A 23994-nucleotide genomic window follows, 5' to 3' on the forward strand; every position below is an offset into this window, starting at 1 on the left:
AGGTCCGGCGCCTCCAACTTGGCCGCGAACGCGGTGAACTCGTCGGCGATCCGCTCGAACACCTCCTGCGACCAGTCGACCAGGTCCATCTTGTTGACGCAGAGCACCAGGTGCGGCACCCGCAGCAACGAGCACAGGAACGCGTGCCGACGGGACTGCTCGACCAGCCCCTTACGGGCGTCGACCAGGATCAACGCCAGATCCGCCGTCGACGCCCCGGTCACCATGTTCCGGGTGTACTGGATGTGCCCCGGAGTGTCGGCGATGATGAACTTCCGCCGGGGGGTCGCGAAGTAGCGGTACGCCACGTCGATCGTGATGCCCTGCTCCCGCTCGGCCCGCAACCCGTCGGTCAACAACGCCAGGTTCGTGTACTCGTCACCCCGGGCACTGCTGACCGCCTCCACCGCCGCCAACTGGTCGGTGAACAACGACTTCGTGTCATACAGCAGCCGGCCGATCAACGTCGACTTACCGTCGTCGACACTACCGGCGGTGGCGAACCGCAACAGGTCCATCGCCCGAGCCTCGGTCGCAAGCACGCTGGCCGTCATCAGAAGTACCCCTCCCGCTTACGGTCTTCCATGGCCGCCTCGCTCACCCGGTCGTCACCCCGGGTCGCCCCACGCTCGGTGACCCGGGTCGCCGCCACCTCCTCGATCACCTTCTCCACGGTGTCCGCCTCCGAGCGGACCGCAGCCGTGCAGGAAGCATCACCAACGGTGCGGTACCGCACCCGCGCGGCGAACGGCACCTCCCCCGCCCGAGGCCGCACGAACTCGTTCACCGCATACAACATGCCGTCCCGCTCCACCACCTCACGCTGATGCGCGTAGTAGATCGACGGCAACTCCAACCGTTCCCGGGCGATGTAGTGCCAGACATCCAACTCGGTCCAGTTCGACAACGGGAACACCCGGATCGACTCACCCGGATGATGCCGACCGTTGTACAACGCCCACAGCTCCGGACGCTGGTTCTTCGGATCCCACTGACCGAAATCGTCCCGGAAACTGAACACCCGCTCCTTGGCCCGCGCCTTCTCCTCGTCCCGCCGCGCCCCACCGAACAACGCATCGAACCGGTACTTCTCCACCGCGTCCAACAACACCGGAGTCTGGATCCGGTTCCGCATCCCGTCCGCCGACTCCCGCACCAGCCCCGACTCCAGAGCCTCCGGCACACTCGCCACCACCAACTGCAGCCCCATCTGGGCCACCCGCCGGTTCCGGTACGTCAACACCTCCGGAAAATTGTGCCCGGTGTCGACATGCATCACCGGAAACGGAATCCGGGCCGGCGCGAACGCCTTCTCCGCCAACCTGAGCATGACGATCGAGTCCTTGCCCCCGGAGAAGAGCAACACCGGCCGCTCCAACTCCGCCACAACCTCACGAACGACAAAAACGCTCTCGGCTTCCAGAGCGTCCAGATGCGACACCCGGTACGCGGCCGGCTGGCTCATGCCGTCGCCTCGCTGCGCTCGCTCATGCCGTCACTCCGCTACGCTCCGCGCCGTCATGAGCCTCATCCGCGCTGCACCTGCCGATTCGCTCGCTGCGCTCGCTCATGCCGTCACTCCGCTACGCTGCTCGCCCATCCGATTTCCAGACCTTTCAGATCGGTCAAGTCACGAGGCCCGACCTAGGGTACCCGGAGATGGTGCTGCAGCGCTGCGAGCAACCGGGAAGCAAGATCCTTACGACAGACCACGAGGTCGGGGAGCCGAGGATCGGCCTTGTTGTATTCCAGCGCGGATCCGTCGATACGGGAAGCGAACAGTCCGGTGGCCGTCGCCACCGCGACCGGTGCCGCCGAATCCCACTCGTACTGGCCGCCGGCGTGCACGTACGCGTCGACCTCACCGCCGATCACCGCGGCGATCTTCGCACCCGCCGAACCCATCGGCACCAGCTCGGCGCCAAGCTCCTCGGCCAGGTCGGCAAGGAACGCCGGCGGCCGGCTGCGGCTCGCCGCCACCCGGATCCGCCGGCCGGTCCCGTCCACGCCACCGGTCCCGGTCCGCCCGGTCGCCACGCCGAAATTCAGCGGCGGGTACGCCGGAGGCTGGTCGGTGGCGAGCACCCGGTGCTGCGCCGGCAGGCCGATCGCCCCGCCGACCAGCCCGTGCGGCGTCCCCGCCCGTCGGGCCCAGAGTGCCACGTGCACGGCCCAGTCCGACCGGCCCTCCTCGGCGAACTCCCGGGTGCCGTCCAGCGGGTCGATAATCCAGACCCGGTCGGCCCGCATCCGAGGCGCCACCTGCGACTCCGCGTCCGCGTCGGCGCTCCAGGCCAGCCGCGAACCCTCGTCCTCCTCGGACAGCACCGCGTCCGCCGGCCGCCAACGGGCCAACTCGGCGCGGAGCAGGTCGTGCGAGAGCTTGTCACCGGCCGCCTTCAGGGCGCCCGGGTCGGCGTACCCCAGTTCGGCCCGCAGGTCCAGCAGCGCCTGACCGGCCCGGCCGGCCAACCAGCGGGCGAAGGCGCCGTCGATCACGGGGGGCGCGGCCATCAGCGCGCTCCCGGTCCACCGGCACCGCCGGCCGTCGGATACAGCTCGGTCACTGTCAGCCTCCTCACCCGCGGCAAAAGACTACCGGCCGTACGGGTCGAAGAGGCGCCACCCGGTCCGCCACACCGGGCGGCCCGTGCGTTCAGCCGCCGTGGTACGCGTTCTGCGCCCACTCCACGCCGCGGGTGACCACCGCCTCCGCCACGTCCGCCGCCCGGTCGACCAGGAACTCCAGTTCCTTGCGCTCCACCGAGGAGAAGTCGGAGAGTACGAAGTCCGCCGGGTCCTGCCGCCCCGGCGGGCGGCCGATGCCGAACCGGACCCGGACGTAGTCCTTCGTCCCGAGCGACTTCGACATCGAGCGGAGCCCGTTGTGCCCGCCCTCGCCGCCACCGCATTTCACCCGCAGTTGCCCGTACGGGATGTCGAGTTCATCGTGCACCGCGACCACCTGCGCCGGCGGCACCTTGTAGAACTGCGCCAGGGCCGCCACCGGCCCACCAGAAAGGTTCATGTACGTCAACGGCTTGATCAGCACCAGCTTGGGCCCGCCGAAGCCGAGGCGCCCCTCGGCCACCTCCGCGACCGCCCGCCGGTGCCGGCCGAACTTCGCACCGACCCGGTCGGCGAGCAGGTCGGCGACCATGAACCCGACGTTGTGCCGGTGTCGTGCGTACTCCTTGCCGGGGTTGCCGAGCCCGACCAGCAGCCACGGCTGAGCCTCGTCCGCCATCTCCTTCTCCTTGTACTGCCGTCCCGGCCACCGCACCGCCTGCCGGGTGGTCCGGAAACCCGCCGCGCCGCCGTGATACGGAAACAGGCGCCCCCGACCGCGTCGGGGGCGCCTGTCACACCGATGTCGGTCAGGCCTGGGCCGGAGCGGCCTCGCCCTCGGCCTCGGCGCCCTCGGTCTCCTCGGCACCCTCGCCCTCGGCGGCCTCTTCCTCGGCCTCCTCGGTCGGCTCCTCGCCGGCCTCGGCGGCCATCTGCTCCGCGGTCGGCGCCTGGGTGACCAGCGCGATGATCAGCCCCGGGTCGGCGACAAGCTCGACGCCCTGCGGCAGCCGTACGTCGGCGGCGGTCACCTGGGAGCCCGCCTCGAAGCCCTCGATCGAGACCTCGAAGCCCTCCGGCAGGTGGGTGGCCTCGGCGGTCACCGAGAGGGTGTTGCTCTCGTGCACGACCAGGGTGTCCTTCGCCGGCTCGCCGGTGAGCTGCACCGGAACGTCGACGGTGACCTTCTCGCCTCGCCGGACCAGGATCAGGTCGATGTGCTCCAGGGTGTCCTTGATCGGGTCACGCTGGATGGCCTTCGGCAGGGCGAGGGCCTGGGTGCCGTCGCTGATCTCGATCGCGAACAGCTGGTTGGCGCCACCGTGCCGGATGGCGGCGGCGAACTCACGCGCGGGGAGCGCGATGTGCTTGGGCTTCTCGCCGTGGCCGTACAGCACGGCGGGCACCTTTCCGGCCCGGCGGGTACGACGGGCACCACCCTTGCCGAACTCGGTACGGGGCTCGGCGCTGATCTTTACCTCGGACACGGGAAGACTCCTGATACGGTCACTGCGGCGCTACGTCGGCTGGCGATTGGCGGTGCTGGGCGAGGGGCTCGCTGGGGCGCTTGCGTGGTGGCCACTGCCCGGAGCACCGCGTCGATGACGGTACGTCCGTGCGGCGCTTTGCTCAGCGGCCCGCAGGGCACCCTCGCCGTGGCAACCGCACCAGTCTACCCGAACCACGATCCGGGCTTCAGGCGGTCCCCACCTGGGCAGCCGGTCGTCGCAGGAATCGCAAAAAGGGATCGCTCCGGGCCGCGGCGATGAGCAGCCGGCCCGGAGCGGAAAAAACGGCGAATCGGCGGCGTACCGTCAGCTGAGACCGCCGAAGAGCGTGGTCACCGAACCGTCGTCGAACACCTCACGAATAGCCCGGGCCAGCAGCGGCGCGATCGACAACACCGTGATCTTGTCGAGTTGCTTCTCCGGCGGCAGCGGCAGGGTGTTGGTCACCACCACCTCGCTGATCCGGCTGTTCTTCAGCCGTTCGGTCGCCGGGTCGGAGAGCAGCGCGTGGGTGGAGGCGACGATCACGTCCGCCGCCTTCGACTCGTGCAGGATCTCGGCGGCCTTGCAGATGGTGCCACCCGTGTCGATCATGTCGTCGACGATCAGGCAGACCCGACCCTCGACGTCCCCGACCACCCGGTTGGCCACCACCTGGTTCGGCTTGAGTGGGTCCCGGGTCTTGTGGATGAAGGCCAGCGGGCAGCCGCCCAGCCGGTCCGTCCAGCGTTCGGCCACCCGTACCCGGCCGGAGTCGGGTGCCACCACGGTCATCGGTCGACCGGCGTACTTGCGCTGCACGTACTCGGCCAGGATGTCCATGGCGAAGAGGTGGTCCACCGGCCCGTCGAAGAAGCCCTGGATCTGTGCGGTGTGCAGGTCGACGGTGAGGATCCGGTTGGCGCCCGCCGTCTTCATCAGGTCGGCGACCAGCCGGGCCGAGATCGGCTCCCGGCCCCGGTGCTTCTTGTCCTGCCGCGAGTACGGGTAGAACGGCAGCACCACGGTGATCCGCTTGGCCGAACCCCGCTTCAGGGCGTCGATCATGATCAGGGTCTCCATGACCCACTTGTTCACACCGTGCGTGACGGACTGTACGACGAAGGCGTCGGAACCACGTACCGACTCCTTGAACCGCACAAAGATCTCGCCGTTGGCGAACTCGTACGCGTCGGCGGGGGTCGGCGCCACGCCGAGCACCTCACCGATCTCCTTTGCCAGTTCCGGAAATCCCCGGCCGGAGAAGAGCATCAGACTCTTACGATTTTCGGCGACGATGCTGCCCATCGGCTCGTCTGCTCCCGTTTGTCGGTGGGTCACCCGGCGTTGGGCCAGAGACTATTCGGTTGCAGTATCCCCCGCCGCCGGGTCGATGCCACCCGCAACGGACGGCCCGTGGAGTGCCTCACCTTCGCTTGCGTCGCCCGCCTGCCGTACGGCACGCTCCGCCGCCTCGGCGGACCTCGTGCCGGCCCGTCGCCGCAGCACCCAGCCCTCGACGTTGCGTTGCGGGGCCCGGGTGACCCCGAGCGCTCCCGGCGGTACGTCCTTGGTGATCGCGCTACCCGCCGCGATGTACGCGCCCGCACCCACCTCGACCGGGGCGATCAGGCTGGTGTCACAGCCGACGAAGGCCGCCTCGCCGACCGTGGTGTGGTTCTTCGCCACCCCGTCGTAGTTGACGAAGATCGTGGCGGCCCCGATGTTGGCCCGAGCCCCGATGGTGGCGTCACCGACGTAGCTCAGGTGCGGGACCTTGGCCGCCTCACCGATCTCGGACTTCTTCACCTCGACGAAGGTGCCGACCTTCGCCTTGCGCCGCAGCGTCGCCTCCGGCCGCAGGTACGCGTACGGGCCGACGCTCGCCTCCGGGCCGATCTCCGCGCCGACCGCGTGGGTCCGCAGCACCGTGGCGCCGGCCCCGACGGTGGTGTCGACAAGCGTGGTGTCCGGGCCGACCGTGGCGCCCGCGCCGACCGTGGTCGCCCCCTGCAACTGACTGTTCTGGTCGACCACCGCGTCCCGTTCCAGGGTCACGGTGACGTCGATCCAGGTGGTGTCCGGGTCGAGCAGGGTGACCCCGGACCGCATCCAGCCCTCGTTGACCCGGTCGCGCAGCAGTCGGCGCAGTGCCGCCAGCTCCACCCGGTCGTTGCAGCCGAGGGTCTCGACGGCGTCCGGCGCCAGGTGCACCGCCACCGTCTCACCGGCCGCGACGAGCAGACCGAAGACGTCGGTGAGGTACTCCTCGCCCTGGTCGTTGTCGGTGGAGAGCTTGCCCAGCGCGTTGCGGAGCAGCGCCGCGTCGAAGGCGTAGATGCCGGCGTTGATCTCCCGGACGGCCCGCTGGGCGGGACTCGCGTCCCGTTCCTCGACGATCTGCTCCAGCCCGCCGCCCGGGCCCCGGACGATCCGGCCCAGCCCGGTCGGGTCGGTGACCTCGGCGGCCAGTACGGTCGCCGCCGCCCCGGCCGACTCGTGCGCCTCGACCAGCCCGGCGACCGTCTCCGGACGCAGCAGCGGCACGTCACCGTTGAGCACGACCACGGTGCCGCCGGACTCCGGCACGCTCTCCAGTGCGGTACGCACCGCGTGGCCGGTCCCCCGCTGCTCGGCCTGCAGCACCGGTTCGGCGTCGGGGCTGACCCCGGCGAGGTGGGCGGTCACCTGGTCGGCGCCGTGGCCGACCACCACCAGGGTGCGGTCCGCCCGGAGCGACGCGGCGGCCGCCAGGACGTGGCCGAGCAGCGTACGCCCCAGGATCGGGTGCAACACCTTGGGTAGCGCCGACTTCATCCGCTTGCCCTCACCGGCGGCGAGGACGACGACGGTGCGGAGGCGGGACTGGGACACGAGGTTGCTCCCGTCGGGATGGGTGGCAGTCTGCGGCCTCATGCTAACCGCGCCACGCGGTCAGCTCACTCGCTCCGGAGAGACGCCCAGGGGAGCGGACATAGGGTACAGCTCGGCCGCCAGGACTCGAACCTGAAACACAAGAACCAAAATCTTGGGTGTTGCCAATTACACCACGGCCGAAGGTGCGCATGGTTAGCCTAGCGCCTCGCCGTCGACTCGCCCCACCCCCTCGGCGGCAGTGCGGCCGAGGGCGGCCATGATCCCCTCGATCCGCCAGTAGAGCTCCCGGCTCCGCGGCACATTGATGATCAAACATCCACGGTACGCGTCATTGGTGTTGCGTCGGACCGTCTTCGGCCGGTGGCGCTTCAGGGTCGCCCGTTGGAAGCGGTCCGCAGGCAACTCCAACGTGTCCTGCCACCACCGCTGCGCTGCCTCGACATCGGCCGTCTCATGGATGCTCAGCCGATAGGTCGGAACGTTTCGATCGACGCCGCACGCGGACAGGAAGCGTAGGAAGATCCTGAGCAACCCGACATCGCTGTTGATGATGACCACCCGGTCATCCCGGCGCCAAGGCTTCGACTTGGTCCCTTCGGACCAGTAGATGGCCGCCCCGAGAAGCAGGAGATCCCTTCGATCCAACTCGCCGATCTCAGCAGCCGCTCGGGCGTGGCAGCGGGCCTGCGCCGCATCTCGGACGGCCCGGTGCGTTGACCACCGCGCATCTACCAAGCGCCGCGAGTGGGCCCGTCGCCGCTCGGCGGCGACCACCGGATCAACATCGCGCGGCAGGTGCCTGACCCACTGGTACGCCGTCGACTTCGCGACGCCCAACTCCGCCGCGATCTGCGGCACCGACCAGCCCTCGCCGCGTAACCCGACCGCGCGGGCGCGCAACTCCGGCTTCCGGTGTCCCCGTTTCGCAGCCCGCTCCCCGGGTACCAGAGAATCGACCATGACCAGCAGATTAGGACTGGCGTACGACAAGGTCGGTCGATGACTGACAGCGGAATTTCAGGTTGGGATCCATGGCAGACTACGAGGGCGTAGGTTACGGTGACGTAGGCGTAAGTTACCGATCACCCCCTACGCTTCAGCGAGGTGCCATGTCGTCTGTCCTGCTCGAACCGCCGGCCTCCGGTGTGAAAAAGGGCCCCAAGCCGCTCACCGAAGGCGTCCAGTCCAAGGGCATCCTCTTCGCCCTCTGGTGCTTCGTGACCATCCCCTTCATCGCCCTGCTCACCGCCGTACCGGTGGCCTGGGGCGGATGGCTGACCTGGACCGACGTCGCGATCGCGGCCGTCTGGTACGTGGTGGCCGGGCTCGGCATCACGGTCGGTTTCCACCGCTACTTCACCCACGGATCCTTCAAGGCCAAGCGCTGGCTGCGGGTCACCCTGGCGGTCGCCGGGTCCCTCGCCATCCAGGGCAGCATCATCCAGTGGGTCGCCGACCACCGCCGGCACCACGCCTTCTCCGACCTGGAGGGCGACCCGCACTCGCCGTGGCGGTTCGGTTCGAGCGTCTGGGGTCTGACCAAGGGCCTGTTCCACGCACACGTCGGCTGGCTGTTCAAGCGGGAACTCTCCAACCGCGAGCGGTTCGCCCCGGACCTGCTCGCCGACAAGGACATCAACCGGGTCGACCGGCTCTTCCCGCTGATGGTGGCACTCTCGCTGCTCGCCCCGGCGGCCGTTGGCGGCCTGGTCACCTGGTCCTGGCAGGGTGCCCTCACCGCGTTCTTCTGGGCCGGTCTGGTCCGGGTCTCGCTGTTGCACCACATCACCTGGGCGATCAACTCGGTCTGCCACGTCTACGGCGAGCGGCCGTTCGAGATGCGTCAGGGTGACCGGGCGGCGAACTTCTGGCCGCTGGCGATCCTGTCCTTCGGCGAGAGCTGGCACAACCTGCACCACGCGGACCCGACCTGCGCCCGGCACGGCGTACTACGCGGGCAGGTCGACATCACCGCCCGGGCGATCTGGATCTTCGAGAAGACCGGCGCGGCGTACGACGTACGGTGGCCGAAGCCCGAGCGGATCGCCGCGAAACTCGTCAAAACGACCCCGTCGCAGTGACCGCCGCCGCGCCTGGCCGTCCCGCCCTGGCATCTGCCTGGCAGGATGGCCAGGTGACCGAGCGCAGCGAGGGCACCACCCGGGACAACACAGGTCGACGCGGCAGCACGGGACGGCAGCGGGATGACGCGGTGACAGAGCACCCCGGCACCGGCCGTGGCGCCGCCCGCCGGCAGCTCCCGGCCGCAGCGCCCCCACCGGCCAAGACCGGTTCCCGGGTACGGATGTCCGCGGCGCAGCGTCGGGAACAACTGATCGCCATCGGACGGCAGGCGTTCGCCGAGCGCGGCTTCGACGCGACCTCGATAGAGGAGGTCGCGGCCCGGGCGAAGGTCTCCAAACCGGTCGTCTACGAGCACTTCGGTGGCAAGGAAGGCCTCTACGCGGTGGTGGTCGACCGCGAGGTACGCGCCCTGCTCGACCGGGTCGCCGCCGCCTTGACCGCCGGCCACCCCCGCGAACTGCTGGAACAGGCGGCGCTGGCCCTGCTCGACTACATCGAGGAGGAGACCGACGGATTCCGGGTGCTGGTCCGGGAGTCCCCGGTCCTCTCCGCCACCGGCACCTTCAGCAGCGTGATGAACGACGTTGCGCACCAGGTGGAACACATCCTGGGCGCCGAGTTCAAGACGCGCGGCTACGACCCGAAGCTCGCCGAGCTCTACTCGCAGTCCCTGGTCGGCATGGTGGCGTTGAGCGGCCGGTGGTGGCTGGAGGTACGCAAGCCGCGCAAGGAGACGGTGGCGGCGCACCTGGTCAACCTGGCCTGGAACGGCCTGTCCCACCTCGAGGCCAAGCCGACCCTGCTGACCCGCCGGACCCGCTGACTCGCCGGGCGCCTGGGGTGGGGCCGGGTGCCCCGCTCTGGGCGGTCAGGCTTGATCCCGTCGCGGGTCACCCGGCCCCACCCGGTACCCGGCGCCGCTCCTGTCGATCTCAGCGACCCGGGCGGGCCGACGTGCTGTCCCGGAGTTCCTCCTCCTCTTCGGCGTGCGCCGGTGGGCCGATCTTGTCGTACAGGCCGGTGGCGAGGAACAGCAGGCCGAAGATCAGGGACACGATGACCGTGGACATCGAGAAGTTGAGGATGTTCGCCTCGGTCTGCAGCACGCTCATCATCACCAGGCCGGTGACCAGGAAGACCACCCCGGCCGCGAGGTTCATCAGGTGTCCGAGGTTGCCCCGGTGGATCGTGCCGAAGAGCACCACCAGCCCGAAGACCACCGACACCAGGGAGAACGCCAGGTTGGTCCGGAGTCCGAGGACCCAGTGGCTGGCCCGGCTGAACAGGTCGTCGTCGGCCGTCTCGAAGAGCCCGAAGACTCCGAACGCCAGGATGTAGAGCGCGACGAGCCCGGCGATCGCCCGGTAGACCGGCCGGGCCGGGTGATTGACCGGAATGTGCGCCATGGCTCCCCCTCGGGGTGATTGGGCGGCTTCCTAGGTGATTGTCGCCCAACGCGAGGGGGATCGCCTGATGAATGGAGATTCGCCGCCGACCGGGGCCGGCCGGCGGCGGTGTCGAGGAGCCGGCGGCAGCACGACCGCCCAGCGGAACAGCACCGACCGGTCGGCAGTCGCACCGACCGGCCGACGGATCAGCGTCCTGACGGGTCAGAGCACCAGGCGGGCCTGCTGCCAGGCCTTGTGCTCCTCGTCGGAGCCGACCTTGCTGTACATGGCGGCGACCAGCAGCACCATGCCGATGACCATGCTGACGACCGACGTCGCCACGCTGTGGTTGAGGTAGTTCGCGTCGGTGCGCAGGGTGGCGAGGGTGGCGAGGCCGAGCGCCATCAACAGGTAGCCGAGCCACTTGTTGGCGAACGTGTCGACGTTGCGGCCGATCACCGTGGCGAGCAGGATGAGCACCCCGAGCACCACGGAAAGCAGCGAGTTGCCGAGATTGGTGCCCTGGCCCAGCACCAGGGTGTCATCCTGGGCGAGGAGTTCGTTGCCGCTGGTCTCCAGCACACCGAGGGCACCAAAGGCCACCAGGTAGAGAGCGGTCAGCCCGGCGATCACCCGGTACACCGGCCGCGCGGGGTGGTTGACGGGGAAGTGCGCCATGGTGTCAGAGCCTCCAACGCCGTACGAGTCAGGGTCGGGGCAGATTCTCCCGTATGCCGTACACCCGGCGCCGGACACCCCCGGTGCCGTGTCGCCGGCAACAGTCGGGTCGCCGGCGACCGCCCCGGTCAGCTCTCCGGCACCTGGTCAGCCAGGGCCAGCCAGGCCTCCTCGGTCTGCTCCCGTTCGGCCCGTACCGCCCGGAGCTGGCCGTCGAGTTCGGCGACCTTGTTGTAGTCGGTCGCGTACGTGGCGAGCTGGTCGTGCAGGGTCGCCTCCCGCTGCTCCAGCTTGCTGATCTGCCGCTCCAGCCGGGTCAGCTCCTTGCGGGCGGCTCGCAGTTCACCGCCGGAGAGGCCGGTGCCGGCCCGGTCCGGAGCCGTTGCCACGGCCGGGGCCTCGCCAGCCCGGTTCCGCCCCGGCGTGGTGTGGCCGGGGGCCCGGGCCAGGTACTCCTCGATGCCGCCGGGCAGGTGCACCAGCTGCCCGTCGCCGAACATGCCGTACACCACGTCGGTGACCCGTTCGACGAGATAGCGGTCGTGGCTGGCGACGATCAACGTACCGGGCCAGGAGTCGAGCAGGTCCTCCAGCGCGGCCAGGGTGTCGGTGTCCAGATCGTTCGTCGGTTCGTCGAAGAGCAGCACGTTCGGTTCGGCGGCGAGCAGCCGGAGCAGCTGCAGCCGCCGGCGCTCCCCACCGGAGAGGTCGGAGACCGGCGTCCAGAGCCGTCGGTCGTCGAAGCCGAACATCTCGGCGAGCTGGGACGCGGCGATCTCCCGGTCGCCGAAGACGACCCGGCGGGCCACCTCCTCGACCGCCTCCAGCACCCGCAGCTCGCCGGGGAGTTCGGCCAGCTCCTGCGACAGGTACGCGGTCCGGACCGTGGAGCCGACCTTCACCTGCCCCTGGTCCGGTTCCCGGGTGCCGGCGAGCAGCCGGAGCAGGGTGGTCTTGCCGGCCCCGTTGGCGCCGACGATCGCGATCCGGTCGCCGGGGCCGACCTGCCAGGTGAGGTCCGCCAGGATCAGCTTCTCCCCCGCCTTCAGGGTCACGTCGGTCAGGTCGTACACCTGGCGGCCGAGCCGGGCGGTGGCCAGCCGCTGCAGCGACACCGAGTCCCGGGGTGGTGGCACGTCGGCGATCAACGCGTTCGCCGCCTCGATCCGGAACCGCGGCTTCGAGGTCCGGGCCGGCGGGCCGCGGCGCAGCCAGGCGATCTCCTTGCGCAGCAGGTTCTGCCGGCGGGCCTCGGTGGCCGCGGCGACCCGTTCCCGTTCCGCCCGGGCCAGTGTCCAGGCGGCGTAGCCGCCGTCGTAGCTGCGTACCGTCTGGTCGGCGACCTCCCAGGTGGCGGTGCAGACGGCGTCCAGGAACCACCGGTCGTGGGTGACCACCACCAGCGCGCCGCGCTTGCCGACCAGGTGTCGGGCCAGCCAGTCGACCCCGGCCACGTCCAGGTGGTTGGTCGGCTCGTCCAGCACCACCAGGTCGGCGGTCCGGACCAGCAGCGCGGCCAGCGCCACCCGCCGCCGTTCGCCACCGGACATCGGCCCGACCGGCTGGTCCAGACCGAGGTACGGCATGCCGAGCCCGTCGAGGATCGACCGCACCCCGGCGTCACCGGCCCACTCGTGTTCGGCGCCGAAGCCCTCGTCCAACCAGGCGGTGCCGAGGACCACGTCCCGTACGGTGGCGTCCGGGTCGAGGGTGAGGGTCTGCGGCAGCCAGGCGAGCCGCAGGTCACGGCGGTGCGTCACCCGGCCGCTGTCCGGCTCCTCCGCCTTGGTCAACAACCGCAGCAGGGTCGACTTGCCGGCGCCGTTGAGCCCCACGACCCCGATCCGGTCCGTGTCGTCGAGGCCGAGGGAGACGTCGGTGAGCAGTTGCCCCGCCGCGCCGTAGCCCTTGGAGACCCGGTCCAGGTTGACGATGTTGGCCATGGCTCAGACCGTAGTCACGGGCGGGGGCGGGCTGTCATCCGGCTCCCGTACCGGGGCGTCATCCGGCCGCTGTGCCGGTCCGGGCGCCGGGCACCGGCCCGTACGCGGCCAGCGCGTCCCGGCAGGTGCCGGAGGCGCGCAACTCGGCCGCGATCCGGTCCGCCTCGGCGGCGTCCGGGGCGAGGAAGACGCAGGTGGGGCCGGATCCGGAGACGATGCCGGCGAGCGCGCCGGCCGCCTCGCCGGCCTTCAGCGTCTCGGTCAGGGCGGGACGCAGCGCCAGGGCGGCGGCCTGCAGGTCGTTGCCGAGCGCCCGGCCGAGTCGCGCCGGGTCCCGGCCGCGCAGCGCGGCGAGCAGCGCGTCGGCGTTGCGCAGCGGCGGCGGTGCGGCGTGGTCGGCCCGGAGCCGGTCCAGTTCCCGATAGACGGCCGGGGTGAAGAGACCGCCGTCCGCGACCGCCACCACCCAGTGCCAGGTGACCGGACGGGCCAGGATCGGACTGATCGTCTCGCCGTGGCCGGTGCCGAGCGCGGTGCCGCCGTACACCAGGAACGGAATGTCGGAGCCGAGCCCGGCGGCGATCCGGGCGAGTTCGTCGCGGGAGAGTTCGGTGCCCCAGAGCGCGTCGCAGGCGACCAGGGTGGCGGCCGCGTCGGCGCTGCCGCCGGCGAGGCCGCCGGCGAGCGGGATCTGCTTGCGCAGGTGCAGCCGGGCGTACGCCGGCACTCCGGCGTACGCGGCCAGCGCCCGGGCCGCCCGGATCACCAGGTTCGTCTCGTCCAGCGCCAGCTCACCGGCGCCCTCGCCCTCCATGGTCAGGGTGAGGGTGTCGCCGCGCCGGGCGGTCAGCTCGTCGTGGAGCGAGATCGCCTGGTAGACGGTGTTCAGCTCGTGGAAGCCGTCCGGCCGCAGCGGGCCGACCCCGAGGTGCAGGTTGATCTTCGCCGGGACCCGGACCCGGACCGGGCCGGGTGGCCGCCGACGGGGCCGCTCGTCCTCGTCGTCGGGACCCCACGCCTCGGTCACCGGGTGATGTCCCGGACGCGCGGGCACGCCTCGACCGGCTGCGCCGTCATCGCGTACACCTCCTCGTGGGGACTCGCCGTCAGCCTACTCAACGCCCGGTACCGGTCCCGGAGCCGACGCGGCGATCGCGGCGAACTGCTGGACGGTCAGCGACTCGCCCCGGGCGCCGGGGTCGACGCCGGCCGCGACGATCGCCGCCGCCGCCCGGTCCGCGCTGCCGGCCCAGCCGGCCAGCGCGGCCCGCAGGGTCTTCCGACGCTGCGCGAACGCCGCGTCGACCACCGCGAAGACCTTTTTTCTTGGTACGTCGTCCCGGGGCGGTTCCCGTCGGGTGAAGGCGACCAGGCCGGAGTCGACGTTCGGGACCGGCCAGAAGACGTTCGGCGGCACCCGGCCGGCGGGGCGGGCGTCGGCGTACCAGGCGAGTTTCACCGACGGGATGCCGTAGGTCTTCGAACCGGGGCCGGCGGTGAGCCGGTCGGCGACCTCCTTCTGCACCATCACCAGGCCGTGCCGCAGACTCGGCAGTTCGGCGAGCAGGTGCAGGACGACCGGCACCGCGACGTTGTACGGCAGGTTCGCGACCAGCGCGGTCGGTGCCGGTTCACCGAGGTCGGCGGCGGTGATCCGCAGCGCGTCGGCCGGGTGCACGGTGAGCCGGGCGGCGTCGTCCGGTCCGGCGTGCCGGGCCGCCGTCTCGGGCAGGGCCCGGGCCAGGGTCGGGTCGATCTCGACGGCGTGCACGTGCCCGGCGACCGGCAGCAGCCCGAGGGTGAGCGAGCCGAGCCCGGGTCCCACCTCCAGCGCCACGTCGGCCGGGGTCAGGCCGGCGGCGGTGACGATCCGCCGCACGGTGTTCGGGTCGTGCACGAAGTTCTGGCCGAGCTTCTTCGTCGGCGCGACGCCCAGGCGGGCGGCGAGTTCCCGGATCTCCGCCGGGCCGAGCAGGTCTACGGCCACGCTGTGACAGCGTACGGGTCGCCGGAGCCCGGTCAGTCCACCGGGCGACGGTTCCGGTCCGGTGTCGAAGCGCCGTGCTGCCCGGCGGCGACGAGCCTCGGTCGTTGCGCCGCCTCGATCGCGGATCAGGCCGGGCGGTCTGCGGACCGGTCGGGAGCCTTCGGTCCGAGCTGAGAGATCCATCACAATCTAATCCGATGGCCGATGCCGCCAACTGCGCGAGCCTCCGCACGCAACTGCCGAGCCTGCGACAGTCCGCACAGCCGGGCAGGACGCGGGTGGCCTGCTTCGGGCCGTATCTGCCCGCGGGGGCGGGGCTGTCGTCGGTGGATGCCGCGGCGGTGCCGGACTGGTGCGCGTCAAGTTCGCCGCAATGGCGGACGAGGAGATTCGAAGGCTGCCTGAACTACAACACGTACATCGGACTCGTCGACATCATCTCCGGGGCGGAGCTGGGGCGAACCTACTTCAACCTGCAGCACCAGGTGCAGGTCCGCTGGAACAGCCTCGCGATCACCAACCAGGTCGTCATCACGCGGGGCGAATCCGAGGGCCTCATGGAAGATGACGACGAGATGGCGGTCGAGCTGCACAGCTACTGTTCGTACGGCTGCAGCGGAAGCCTGGACACCGCTTACACCCCCTTCGACCGCGGCGATCCCGTCACCTTCACCTACAGCGCCACGTCCACCGTCGCCGAGGGCAGCATGGCGCTCGCCGGGCAACTCCACTCCTGGACCATCGACCACGAGGAATTCATCGAACTTCCCGATCCGTGGGTGTACCAGTCACAGGGGGTACGCTGCGACCGCGTCACCTACAAGAGCAACGCCGGCTGCTCGACGGGATACCAGCCGACCATGCCCCATTCCGGCATTGGAGCAGTCACGACCCACGTCCGCGCGGGCGAGGAGTGTGACGAATACCCGTTCGCCCACTCCTACCAGGGTGGCCCGAACTCCAGCCGGGCGTCCGTATCTTCCGGGGACCAGCGGGTTCAGGGCGGAGTGATGAGTGACTTCTTCCAGCACCAGCGGGTGCTCGACGGCGAACCGTTCTGGGTGGACCCGTATCTCTCATGACCCGACCCCAATCGGAGAACGCTCATGATCTCCCGGCACAGCGGCTACGTCCACGTCTCCGAGTTGCAGTACTACCTGCACGACGCGGATCAGTCGCCGTACCCGCCGTACGGTGAGGACACCGGACTGGCCACCCTCGGCAGGGGCGGCGGAATAACGATCAGTTGTGGCACGAATACCGGAAACATCCACTGCACGGTGGAGCTGTACGACGACGAGCCGCCCCTGTCCATGGCGGAATGGGACGAGATCGTCGACGTCGACTACCGGACGGAGGTGGGCGACACCCGCCTCCACACCTTCGGAGGGCGGCCCGCCGAAGGCTTTCCGGTGCTCAGCCACACTGGTCCGGGTGACTACCGAATCCGATTCCGCGCCCGTAACCGGGACGACCCGGCCAACAAGAACCCGTACACGAGCGTAGAAGAACACCACATCAGCGTGTGGCCCGGCAGCGTCGGCCACCTGTTGGTACACAAGGCCACGGACGAGTTCGGCGAACGGATGCGTGGCAGCTCCGGCTGACAGATTGTTCTGCCCACCGGTTCACCGCTCCTCCGCGCTCCCGCCACCCGCTCCGTACCGGGTGGCGGGGCGCTGTCGTGTTCCCTGGCCGGCGCCACGGCCGAGCCACGGGTCAGGCCGGGCTGGCCACGGCAACGGCGGTGCCGGCGAAGTGGCAGGCCGCGACGTGGGCGTCCGCGTGGGTGTCCGCCGCATCGCTGCCGGGTGGCCGGAGCGCCGGTTCCTCCCGGCGGCAGACGTCCTGGGCGATCGGGCAGCGGGTGTGGAAGCGGCAGCCGGTCGGCAGGTCGACCGGGCTGGGCGGGTCACCGGCGAGCACGATCCGCTGGCGTCCCCGCTCGCGTGGGTGCCGGACCGGTACCGAGCCGAGCAGTGCCCGGGTGTACGGGTGGGCCGGCTCCTGGTAGACCGTGGCGGCCGGCCCGAGTTCGGCGAGCCGGCCCAGGTACATCACCGCGACCCGGTGCGAGACGTGGCGTACCACGCCGAGGTCGTGGGCGATGAAGACGAGGGCGATGCCGAGCCGCTCCTGCAGTTCGGCGAGCAGGTTGACCACCTGGGCCTGCACCGAGACGTCGAGGGCGGAGACCGGCTCGTCGCAGACGATCACCCGGGGTTCGGTGGCCAGGGCGCGGGCGATGCCGATCCGCTGCCGCTGTCCGCCGGAGAACTCGTGCGGGAAGCGGCGCATCATGTCCGGCGCCAGGCCGACCATCTCCAGTAGTTGGGCGACCCGGTCCCGGCGGGCGGCGGCGCCCCGGGCGAGTCTGTGCACGTCGAGCGGCTCGGCGATGACGTCCAGGATCGGCATCCGAGGGTTCAGCGAGGTGACCGGGTCCTGGAAGACCATCTGCACGGCGCGGCGAAGGTCGCGGCGGCGGCCGCCCCGGGCGGCGCTGACGTCCTGCCCGGCGTAGCGGACCTGGCCGGTGTCCGGCCGTTCCAGGCCGACCAGCAGCCGGGCCAGGGTGGACTTGCCGCAGCCGGACTCGCCGACCACGCCGAGGGTCTCCCCGGCGGCGACGGTCAGGTCGACCCCGTCCACCGCGTGCACCCGGGACCGGCTGCCGAGGCTGCGTCCGGCCCGGTACGACTTGCGCAGTTCGGTGGCGACCAACAGCGGCTCGCCCCGGGTGGGCGTACCGGTGCTGGTCAGCGGTCCGGCGGTGGCCGGACCGGCGGAGGCGGAGAGTGCGGTCGGCCGCCCGGCGGAGAGTGCGGTCGGGCGCCCGGCGGAGAGTGCGGTCGGGCGCCCGGCGGGGTGCGCGGCCGAATCGGCGGTGGCCGGGCTGGTCGCCGGGTCGGACCCGGCCGGTCCGGCGGCACCCCGACCGGCGGAGGAGGCGGCACCGGCCCAGGTGCGGTCCGGACCGGCCGGGTGGTCAGACGGTGGCATCAACGGCCTCCTCGGCGTAGTGGCAGGCGGCGGTCCGACCCGGTGCGGTGAGCGCCCGGCGGTGCGGCCGGTCGGTCGGACACTGGGCGCCGACCCGGTCGCAGCGCGGGTGGAAGGCGCAGCCGGTGGGGAGCGCGAGCAGGTTCGGCGGGCTGCCCGGGATCGGCCGCAGCCGGTCGCCCGGCTGTTCCAGGTCCGGTACGGAGCGCAGCAGGGCGGCGGTGTACGGGTGCGCCGGCCCGTCCAGCACCTCGGTCACGGTGCCGGTCTCGACGATCCGGCCGGCGTACATCACCGCGACCCGGTCGGCGATCTCGGCGGCCACCCCGAGGTCGTGGGTGATCAGCAGGACACCCATCCCGAGTTCGGCGCGCAGCCGGTCGACGAGTTCGAGGATCTGCGCCTGCACGGTGACGTCGAGTGCGGTGGTCGGCTCGTCGGCGATGAGCAGCCGGGGGCCGAGGGCCACCGCCATCGCGATCAGGATCCGCTGGCGCATACCGCCGGAGAACTGGTGCGGGTAGTCGCGTACCCGGCGGTCCGGGGCCGGGATGCCGACCAGCCGGAGCAGTTCGACGGCCTCGGCCCGGGCGGCCCGGCGGGAGAGCTTGCGGTGGATCCGGAACACCTCGCCGAGCTGGTCGCCGATGGAGAGCACCGGGTTGAGCGCGGAGAGCGCGTCCTGGAAGACCAGGGCCATGGTCTCGCCGCGCAACGCCCGGACCCGGTCGGGGGGCAGGGTGTTCAGGTCGTGTCCGGCGACCCGTACCTCGTCGGCGCTGATCCGTACCCCGGGCCCGTCGAGCAGGCCCATCACGGTGCGGGCGGTGACCGACTTGCCGGAGCCGGACTCGCCGAGCAGTGCCAGCACCTCGCCGGCGTTGATGTCGAGGTCGACGCCGCGGACGGCCGGAACCTCGCCGCGACGGCTGGTGAAGGTGACGTCCAGGTTCCGGACCCGGAGCGCGGCGGTCTTCTCCGCGTCCGGTGCGCCCTGCCCGCCGGTTGCCGCAGTCGTCACTACACCTCCCGAATTTCCGTGTTGTTTCCCGCCGTAACGATTTCTGGCATCGGATCCCGGATTCCCGCCGGAAGTAGACAACATGTTGACACGCTGCGCCTGATCCTGGCAATCTCTCCAGCCACATCGCCGACAATCCACACCTGGAGCCGACCGCGTGCCGGAATCCGCCGCGCGCCCCGACCCCGGGACCCAGACCGAAGGAGGCACCGGCGTGCTCGACCCGGCCACCGGCTACACCGGATACACGTCCTACAGCTACCTGGAGCCAGGCACCGACTACCGCGAGTTCAAGCTCGCCCCGGAACTCGGCCGGGTGCCGGCGTACCAGGGTTTCTCGCTGTCGGAACCGCAGCAGGACCGGGTCCGCGGGCTGCTCACCGACAACATCGTGATCTCGCTGCACGACCACCCGTCGGTCTTCCCGGACAACATCCGGGAGACCGTCGACTACAACCGGACCGCGCGGCACCACACCGGGTACGCCGGGCTCGCCCGCTCCGGCATGACCGCGGTCTTCGACAACATGATGGACGGCACCTGCTGCGTGACCAGCCAGATGGGCTGGAAGTGGACCGACGTCATCGCCGACATCGGCATGCGCCTGTCCGACCTTGCCCACCAGGACTACCTGATCAAGGTCGAGCGGCTGGCCGACATCCACCACGCGCACGAGACCGGACGGATGGGTCTGGTGGTGGCGACCGAGGCGGCCACCATGATCGAGAACGAGCTGGACCGGCTCGACATGCTCTACGGCTTCGGCGTCCGGCAGATGGGCATCGCCTACAGCGAGGCGAACACCCTCGGCAGCGGGCTCAAGGAGCGTTCGGACGGCGGCCTGACCTACTTCGGCGAGAAGGCCGTACGCCGGATGAACAAGCTCGGCATCGCGATCGACGTCTCACACTCCGGCGACCGCACCTCGCTCGACGTCATCGCCGCCTCGACAAAGCCGATCTTCATCACCCACGCCGGGTCCCGGACCGTCTGGCCGACCAACCGGATGAAGCCCGACGAGGTGATCCGGGCCTGCGCCGAGCGCGGCGGGGTGATCGGCCTGGAGGCCGCGCCGCACACCACCCTCTCCCCGGCCCACCCCCGGCACAGCCTCGAATCCGTGATGGACCACTTCGTCCACTGCGTCGAACTGGTCGGCATCGACCACGTCGCGTTCGGGCCGGACACCCTCTTCGGCGACCACGTCGGACTGCACGACACCTTCGCCGCGCACCTGTCCATCGCCGAGGCACACGGACACGTCGACCACCCGCGGGTGCCGTACGTGGACGGGCTGGAGAACCCGGCCGAGTGCTACTGGAACATCGTCTCCTGGCTGGTCAGCCACGACTACTCGGACGACGAGATCACCAAGGTCCTGGGGGGCAACATTCTGCGCGTCCTTGAGGAGGTCTGGCACTGATGCGAACAATCCGGCGCGCCCTCGCCGTGGCGGTGGGCACGCTCTCGATAGGGCTGGCGGCGACCGCCTGTGCCCCCAGCAACCCCGACAGCGCCTCCGGTGGTGGCGGCTCCGCCGACCGGATCACCATCGGCACCACCGCCGACGTGCTCAACTACAACCCGCTGGTCGGCAACAGCCGTACCGACACCTGGGTGACGAACCTGATGTACCCCCGGCTGATGAGCATGGGGATGGACGGCGTACGCCAGCCGTACCTGGCCACCAAGTGGGAGTACCTCGACGGCGGACGCAAGGCGAAGGTGACCCTGCGGGACGACTTCACCTGGAGCGACGGGGAGAAGGTGACCGCCGACGACGTGGCGTTCACCATCGACGCGGTCGCCAAGGAGAAGATCGGTGTCGTCGCCGGGCTGATCTCGTCGTACCAGAAGTCCACGGTGATCTCGCCGACGGAGATCGAGTTCCAGCTCTCCCAGCCGGACGGGACGTTCCTGGAGAACGTCGGCTTCTGGATGCCGGTCGTGCCGGAGCACGTCTTCAGCAAGGTCGGCAGCGTACAGAAGTTCGCCAACGACAAAGACTGGGTGTCGGCCGGACCGTACAAGCTGACCACCGTCGAGCGGGGCCAGCGCTACGTGCTGCAGCGGGTGGAGAACTTCCCGCTGGTGCCGGGCGGCCCGAAGACCAAGGAGGTCGTCTTCCGGGTCTTCCCGGACGTCAACACCGAGGCCCTCGCGCTGCGCAACGGTGACGTCGACCTGATCGCGAACGCACTGCCGCCGCCGCTGGCCAAGACGCTGGAGGGCGACAGCAAGATCAAACTGGTCAGCGTGCCGTCGCTCGGCTGGGCGCACATGCAGTACAACACCAAGCGCAAGCCGCTGGACCGGCTGGAGGTGCGCCAGGCCCTGGCCGCCGCCGTCGACTACGAGGCGATCCGCCGGGTGGCGCTGCAGGGCAAGGCGGTCTCGTCGAACTCCTCGGTGCTCACCCCGACGCTCAAGCAGTGGCAGGACCCGAGCGCCAAGGAGTACACGTACGACCCGGCGAAGGCGAAGCAGCTGCTCACCGGGGCGGGTTTCACCGACGGCAACGGTGACGGGCTCTTCGACGGGCTCAGCCTGCGGATGATCTACGACCAGGCGGACCCAAACATCTCCAAGTGGGCGCAGCTGGTCCGGGACTCCAGCAAGGAGGCCGGGATCGAGATCAAGCTGGAGGGCCTGGAGCGCAACACGTACGTGGAGAAGTACACCGCCCGGGACTACGACATCTACGCCGGCTCCTGGGCGATCATGGAGAACCCGCCGGCCAACCTGGCCCTGGCCTTCAAGTGCGACGGCTTCATCAACTACGCCAACGCCTGCGACCCGGAGCTGGACCGGCTGATCGACCAGTCCCGGTCGCAGCTGGACCAGGCCGGCCAGAAGGCACCGATCCAGCAGGCCGCGAAGATCATCTCCGACAAGGTGTACGACAACGTGCTCTACGTCGAGGAGTTCACGATCGCGCACTCGGCGAAGTGGTCCAACTTCCTGGTCCAGCCGAGTGAGCTGCTCTCCATCGTCAACCCCGTCTCGCTGGCCCAGGCCACGGCCGGCTGACCTGTCAGGAAGGGCCCCTGCTGCGACAGGGGCCCTTCCTGCCACTCCCGGAGGGAGTTAACCATGCCCGCTGGCGCACGGTTTGTCCTACGTCGACTGCTCCGCGGCCTGCTCACCATGTGGTTCGCGGTGACGGTGACGTTCTTCCTGCTCCGACTCCTGCCCGGCGACCCGGCCCTGGCGATCGCCGACCCCGGGATGACCGCGGAACTGCGTGCCGAACTGCTGCACGACTACGGACTGGACCGGCCGCTGGCGGTGCAGTACTGGGAGTACCTGGTGCAGCTCGTACACGGCAACCTCGGGGTGTCGTTCCGGCAGAACCAGCCGGTCCTGGACATCCTGCTGGAACGGCTGCCCTGGACCCTGCTGCTGGCCGGCAGCGCACTGGTGGTCACCGTCGCGCTCGGCATCCCGCTCGGCGTGGTCGCCGCCACCCGGGCCCGGGGCTTCCTGGACCGGCTGATCCAGGTCGGCGGCATCACCGGCCAGTCGCTCTTCATCCCCAGCGTCGGCGTCCTGCTGCTGTACGTCTTCGGCGTCCAGCTCGGGCTGCTGCCGATCGGCGGGGCGATGGACGACGACGTCTACGGGCTGGCCGCGTACGGCAGCATCGCCGTACACCTGATCCTGCCCTGTCTGTCACTGGTGTTGGTGCAGCTCGGCTCGTACGTGCTGACCCTGCGCAGCACGCTTATCGACGCCCTCGGCGAGGACTACTGCACGCTGGCCCGGGCCAAGGGACTGCCGAACCGGAAGGTGGTGTGGCGGCACGCGCTGCGCAACGCGCTGCTGCCGACCACCACACTGGTCGGCCTGCAGCTCGGCTTCCTGGTCGGCGGCGCGGTGCTCACCGAGTCGATCTACGCGTACCCGGGGGTGGGCCGGGCCATCTTCGAGGCGGTCGGCCAACTCGACTTCCCGGTGCTGCAGGGCGCGTTCCTGATGCTCGCCTTCGCGGTCATCGCCGCCAACCTGCTCACCGACCTCGCCTACGGACTACTCGACCCGAGGGTGCGTACGTCATGACGACTGTTGTCCCGCCCGAGGCGGCCGGCACCACGCCGGCGGCCACCACCGCGCTGCCGCCGTCGGAGTCGGTCGGCCGGCAGACCTGGCAGGCGTTCCGGCGCAACCCGCTGGGTCTGGTCAGCGCCGGGATCCTGGTGCTGCTCGGCGTGGTCGCGCTCGCCGCGCCGCTGATCGCCGACTACCCCTCCGGGTACGGCGAGGAGGTGCTCGCCGGCCCCGGCGCCGGGCACTGGTTCGGCACCGACGACCTGGGGCGGGACGTCTTCGCCCAGGTGGTCTGGGGCACCCGGGTCAGCATCGTGGTCGGCCTGGCCGCCAGCCTGCTGGCGATCGTGATCGGGGTGCTGGTCGGGGTGCTCGCCGCGTACTTCCGCCCCGCCGACCTGCTGCTCGGCATCATCGTCGACGTTTCGCTGTCGCTGCCGGTGCTGCCGCTGATGATCCTGGTCGCGGCGTTGGCCGGGCCGAGCGTACCGACCCTGGTCGTGGTGATCGCGGTGTTCAGCTGGCCCGAGGTGGCCCGGGTGGTCCGCTCCCAGGGGCTGGCCGTGGTGCCGATGCCGTACGTCTCCGCGGCGCACGTGATCGGCGGCTCGCACCTGTGGGTGATCCGCAAGCACGTGCTGCCGGGGGTGGCTCCGGTGGTCGCGGTATCGGTGGTGCTGACCACCTCCCGGGCGGTGCTCTCCGAGGCCGGGCTGTCGTTCCTCGGTCTCGGTGACCCGAACAGCTGGTCGTGGGGGACGATCCTGCACCAGGCGCAGCGCTCCGGGTCGCTGGCCACCGCCTGGTGGACCACGCTCTTCCCCTCCCTGGCCATCCTGCTGCTGGTGGTGGCCACCACCCTGCTCGCCGTGGCGTACAACGACGCCCGCAACCCCCGGACGAGGTGACG

Annotated in this window: 23 protein-coding genes and 1 tRNA gene; 8 read left to right on the plus strand and 16 right to left on the minus strand. The window is 70.4% G+C overall.

Annotated features, from left to right (window positions below; all coding sequences use genetic code 11):
- The 9 genes from ABGB05_RS03665 to ABGB05_RS03705 all read right to left on the minus strand — a co-directional run.
- The coding region (locus tag ABGB05_RS03665; RefSeq protein WP_347651696.1) for a GTP-binding protein at positions 1–554 on the minus strand (554 nt) is incomplete at its 3' end.
- Positions 554–1465, minus strand: a complete 912-nt coding sequence (gene cysD / locus ABGB05_RS03670) for a sulfate adenylyltransferase subunit CysD (RefSeq protein WP_347651697.1) — start codon at positions 1463–1465, stop codon at positions 554–556. The genes ABGB05_RS03665 and cysD, both read right to left, overlap by 1 nt.
- 179 nt (positions 1466–1644) lie before the next feature.
- Positions 1645–2514 carry an inositol monophosphatase family protein gene (locus tag ABGB05_RS03675; RefSeq protein ID WP_347651698.1) on the minus strand — a complete coding sequence of 290 codons (870 nt, stop codon included), beginning with the start codon at positions 2512–2514 and terminating at the stop codon, positions 1645–1647.
- Positions 2515–2656: 142 nt separating this feature from the next.
- Positions 2657–3247 carry an aminoacyl-tRNA hydrolase gene (gene pth, locus ABGB05_RS03680; protein WP_347651699.1) on the minus strand — a complete coding sequence of 197 codons (591 nt, stop codon included), beginning with the start codon at positions 3245–3247 and terminating at the stop codon, positions 2657–2659.
- 130 nt (positions 3248–3377) lie between these two features.
- Complete coding sequence (locus ABGB05_RS03685) at positions 3378–4055, minus strand: 50S ribosomal protein L25/general stress protein Ctc (RefSeq protein WP_347651700.1); 678 nt, start codon at positions 4053–4055, stop codon at positions 3378–3380.
- 327 nt (positions 4056–4382) lie between these two features.
- Positions 4383–5363 (minus strand): ribose-phosphate diphosphokinase, encoded by a 981-nt coding sequence (locus ABGB05_RS03690; RefSeq protein ID WP_347651701.1) that lies wholly within the window; start codon positions 5361–5363, stop codon positions 4383–4385.
- A 51-nt stretch (positions 5364–5414) separates the two neighbouring features.
- Positions 5415–6971 (minus strand): bifunctional UDP-N-acetylglucosamine diphosphorylase/glucosamine-1-phosphate N-acetyltransferase GlmU, encoded by a 1557-nt coding sequence (gene glmU / locus ABGB05_RS03695; RefSeq protein ID WP_347651702.1) that lies wholly within the window; start codon positions 6969–6971, stop codon positions 5415–5417.
- A 69-nt stretch (positions 6972–7040) separates the two neighbouring features.
- Positions 7041–7112: transfer RNA gene (locus tag ABGB05_RS03700), tRNA-Gln, on the minus strand.
- Positions 7113–7124: 12 nt separating this feature from the next.
- A complete protein-coding gene (locus ABGB05_RS03705; protein ID WP_347651703.1) occupies positions 7125–7892 on the minus strand; it encodes a helix-turn-helix domain-containing protein in 768 nt (255 codons plus the stop codon).
- 149 nt (positions 7893–8041) lie between these two features.
- Between ABGB05_RS03705 and ABGB05_RS03710 the strand changes: the two genes are divergently transcribed.
- Positions 8042–9013 carry an acyl-CoA desaturase gene (locus ABGB05_RS03710; RefSeq protein ID WP_347651704.1) on the plus strand — a complete coding sequence of 324 codons (972 nt, stop codon included), beginning with the start codon at positions 8042–8044 and terminating at the stop codon, positions 9011–9013.
- Positions 9014–9237: 224 nt separating this feature from the next.
- Positions 9238–9840 (plus strand): TetR/AcrR family transcriptional regulator, encoded by a 603-nt coding sequence (locus tag ABGB05_RS03715; protein WP_347651967.1) that lies wholly within the window; start codon positions 9238–9240, stop codon positions 9838–9840.
- Between the two features lie 109 nt (positions 9841–9949).
- Here ABGB05_RS03715 and ABGB05_RS03720 read toward each other — a convergent pair whose 3' ends face one another.
- From ABGB05_RS03720 to rsmA, 5 genes are all read right to left on the minus strand, one after another.
- Entirely contained in the window at positions 9950–10423 is a 474-nt protein-coding gene (locus tag ABGB05_RS03720) for a DUF4383 domain-containing protein (RefSeq protein ID WP_347651705.1), read from the minus strand.
- Between the two features lie 204 nt (positions 10424–10627).
- A complete protein-coding gene (locus tag ABGB05_RS03725) occupies positions 10628–11083 on the minus strand; it encodes a DUF4383 domain-containing protein (RefSeq protein WP_347651706.1) in 456 nt (151 codons plus the stop codon).
- Between the two features lie 128 nt (positions 11084–11211).
- A complete protein-coding gene (locus ABGB05_RS03730) occupies positions 11212–13026 on the minus strand; it encodes an ABC-F family ATP-binding cassette domain-containing protein (protein ID WP_347651707.1) in 1815 nt (604 codons plus the stop codon).
- A gap of 58 nt (positions 13027–13084) precedes the next feature.
- On the minus strand, positions 13085–14053 hold the full coding sequence (locus ABGB05_RS03735) for a 4-(cytidine 5'-diphospho)-2-C-methyl-D-erythritol kinase (RefSeq protein WP_347651708.1): 969 nt from the start codon (positions 14051–14053) through the stop codon (positions 13085–13087).
- Between the two features lie 84 nt (positions 14054–14137).
- Positions 14138–15013, minus strand: a complete 876-nt coding sequence (gene rsmA / locus ABGB05_RS03740; RefSeq protein WP_347651709.1) for a 16S rRNA (adenine(1518)-N(6)/adenine(1519)-N(6))-dimethyltransferase RsmA — start codon at positions 15011–15013, stop codon at positions 14138–14140.
- Positions 15014–15210: 197 nt separating this feature from the next.
- Here rsmA and ABGB05_RS03745 point away from each other — a divergent pair, with 197 nt between their 5' ends.
- Positions 15211–16095: a NucA/NucB deoxyribonuclease domain-containing protein gene (locus ABGB05_RS03745; protein ID WP_347651710.1), complete on the plus strand. Its 885-nt coding sequence runs from the start codon at positions 15211–15213 to the stop codon at positions 16093–16095.
- Between the two features lie 24 nt (positions 16096–16119).
- The gene (locus ABGB05_RS03750; protein ID WP_347651711.1) at positions 16120–16620 is read left to right on the plus strand and encodes a hypothetical protein; all 501 of its coding nucleotides are present in this window, start codon (positions 16120–16122) and stop codon (positions 16618–16620) included.
- 112 nt (positions 16621–16732) lie between these two features.
- Here ABGB05_RS03750 and ABGB05_RS03755 read toward each other — a convergent pair whose 3' ends face one another.
- Together ABGB05_RS03755 and ABGB05_RS03760 are read right to left on the minus strand one after the other, a co-directional pair.
- On the minus strand, positions 16733–18016 hold the full coding sequence (locus ABGB05_RS03755) for an ABC transporter ATP-binding protein (protein ID WP_347651712.1): 1284 nt from the start codon (positions 18014–18016) through the stop codon (positions 16733–16735).
- Complete coding sequence (locus ABGB05_RS03760) at positions 18003–19037, minus strand: ABC transporter ATP-binding protein (RefSeq protein WP_347651713.1); 1035 nt, start codon at positions 19035–19037, stop codon at positions 18003–18005. Before ABGB05_RS03760 ends, ABGB05_RS03755 begins: the two co-directional genes overlap by 14 nt.
- A 214-nt stretch (positions 19038–19251) precedes the next feature.
- Here ABGB05_RS03760 and ABGB05_RS03765 point away from each other — a divergent pair, with 214 nt between their 5' ends.
- From ABGB05_RS03765 to ABGB05_RS03780, 4 genes are all read left to right on the plus strand, one after another.
- A complete protein-coding gene (locus tag ABGB05_RS03765) occupies positions 19252–20460 on the plus strand; it encodes a membrane dipeptidase (RefSeq protein ID WP_347651714.1) in 1209 nt (402 codons plus the stop codon).
- Positions 20460–22067, plus strand: a complete 1608-nt coding sequence (locus tag ABGB05_RS03770; RefSeq protein ID WP_347651715.1) for an ABC transporter substrate-binding protein — start codon at positions 20460–20462, stop codon at positions 22065–22067. The genes ABGB05_RS03765 and ABGB05_RS03770 overlap by 1 nt, the downstream gene beginning before the upstream one ends.
- A gap of 63 nt (positions 22068–22130) precedes the next feature.
- Positions 22131–23096, plus strand: coding sequence for an ABC transporter permease (locus tag ABGB05_RS03775; RefSeq protein ID WP_347651716.1), 966 nt, complete (start codon positions 22131–22133; stop codon positions 23094–23096).
- The gene (locus tag ABGB05_RS03780; RefSeq protein ID WP_347651717.1) at positions 23093–23992 is read left to right on the plus strand and encodes an ABC transporter permease; all 900 of its coding nucleotides are present in this window, start codon (positions 23093–23095) and stop codon (positions 23990–23992) included. The genes ABGB05_RS03775 and ABGB05_RS03780 overlap by 4 nt, the downstream gene beginning before the upstream one ends.
- The last annotated feature ends 2 nt before the right edge of the window (positions 23993–23994 follow it).

Source organism: Plantactinospora sp. B5E13, assembly GCF_039871775.1.
Taxonomy (GTDB): domain Bacteria; phylum Actinomycetota; class Actinomycetes; order Mycobacteriales; family Micromonosporaceae; genus Plantactinospora.

Excerpts from the sequence above, each read along its gene's own strand:
- ABGB05_RS03750 (WP_347651711.1), top strand. The coding sequence starts at position 16,120 with ATGATCTCCCGGCACAGCGGCTACGTCCACGTCTCCGAGTTGCAGTAC.
- ABGB05_RS03690 (WP_347651701.1), bottom strand. The coding sequence starts at position 5,363 with ATGGGCAGCATCGTCGCCGAAAATCGTAAGAGTCTGATGCTCTTCTCC.
- ABGB05_RS03725 (WP_347651706.1), bottom strand. The coding sequence starts at position 11,083 with ATGGCGCACTTCCCCGTCAACCACCCCGCGCGGCCGGTGTACCGGGTG.
- ABGB05_RS03775 (WP_347651716.1), top strand. The coding sequence starts at position 22,131 with ATGCCCGCTGGCGCACGGTTTGTCCTACGTCGACTGCTCCGCGGCCTG.
- ABGB05_RS03705 (WP_347651703.1), bottom strand. The coding sequence starts at position 7,892 with ATGGTCGATTCTCTGGTACCCGGGGAGCGGGCTGCGAAACGGGGACAC.
- ABGB05_RS03675 (WP_347651698.1), bottom strand. The coding sequence starts at position 2,514 with ATGGCCGCGCCCCCCGTGATCGACGGCGCCTTCGCCCGCTGGTTGGCC.
- ABGB05_RS03710 (WP_347651704.1), top strand. The coding sequence starts at position 8,042 with ATGTCGTCTGTCCTGCTCGAACCGCCGGCCTCCGGTGTGAAAAAGGGC.
- pth (WP_347651699.1), bottom strand. The coding sequence starts at position 3,247 with ATGGCGGACGAGGCTCAGCCGTGGCTGCTGGTCGGGCTCGGCAACCCC.
- ABGB05_RS03780 (WP_347651717.1), top strand. The coding sequence starts at position 23,093 with ATGACGACTGTTGTCCCGCCCGAGGCGGCCGGCACCACGCCGGCGGCC.
- glmU (WP_347651702.1), bottom strand. The coding sequence starts at position 6,971 with ATGAGGCCGCAGACTGCCACCCATCCCGACGGGAGCAACCTCGTGTCC.
- ABGB05_RS03720 (WP_347651705.1), bottom strand. The coding sequence starts at position 10,423 with ATGGCGCACATTCCGGTCAATCACCCGGCCCGGCCGGTCTACCGGGCG.
- cysD (WP_347651697.1), bottom strand. The coding sequence starts at position 1,465 with ATGAGCCAGCCGGCCGCGTACCGGGTGTCGCATCTGGACGCTCTGGAA.
- ABGB05_RS03730 (WP_347651707.1), bottom strand. The coding sequence starts at position 13,026 with ATGGCCAACATCGTCAACCTGGACCGGGTCTCCAAGGGCTACGGCGCG.
- ABGB05_RS03745 (WP_347651710.1), top strand. The coding sequence starts at position 15,211 with ATGGCCGATGCCGCCAACTGCGCGAGCCTCCGCACGCAACTGCCGAGC.
- ABGB05_RS03770 (WP_347651715.1), top strand. The coding sequence starts at position 20,460 with ATGCGAACAATCCGGCGCGCCCTCGCCGTGGCGGTGGGCACGCTCTCG.
- ABGB05_RS03715 (WP_347651967.1), top strand. The coding sequence starts at position 9,238 with ATGTCCGCGGCGCAGCGTCGGGAACAACTGATCGCCATCGGACGGCAG.
- ABGB05_RS03755 (WP_347651712.1), bottom strand. The coding sequence starts at position 18,016 with ATGCCACCGTCTGACCACCCGGCCGGTCCGGACCGCACCTGGGCCGGT.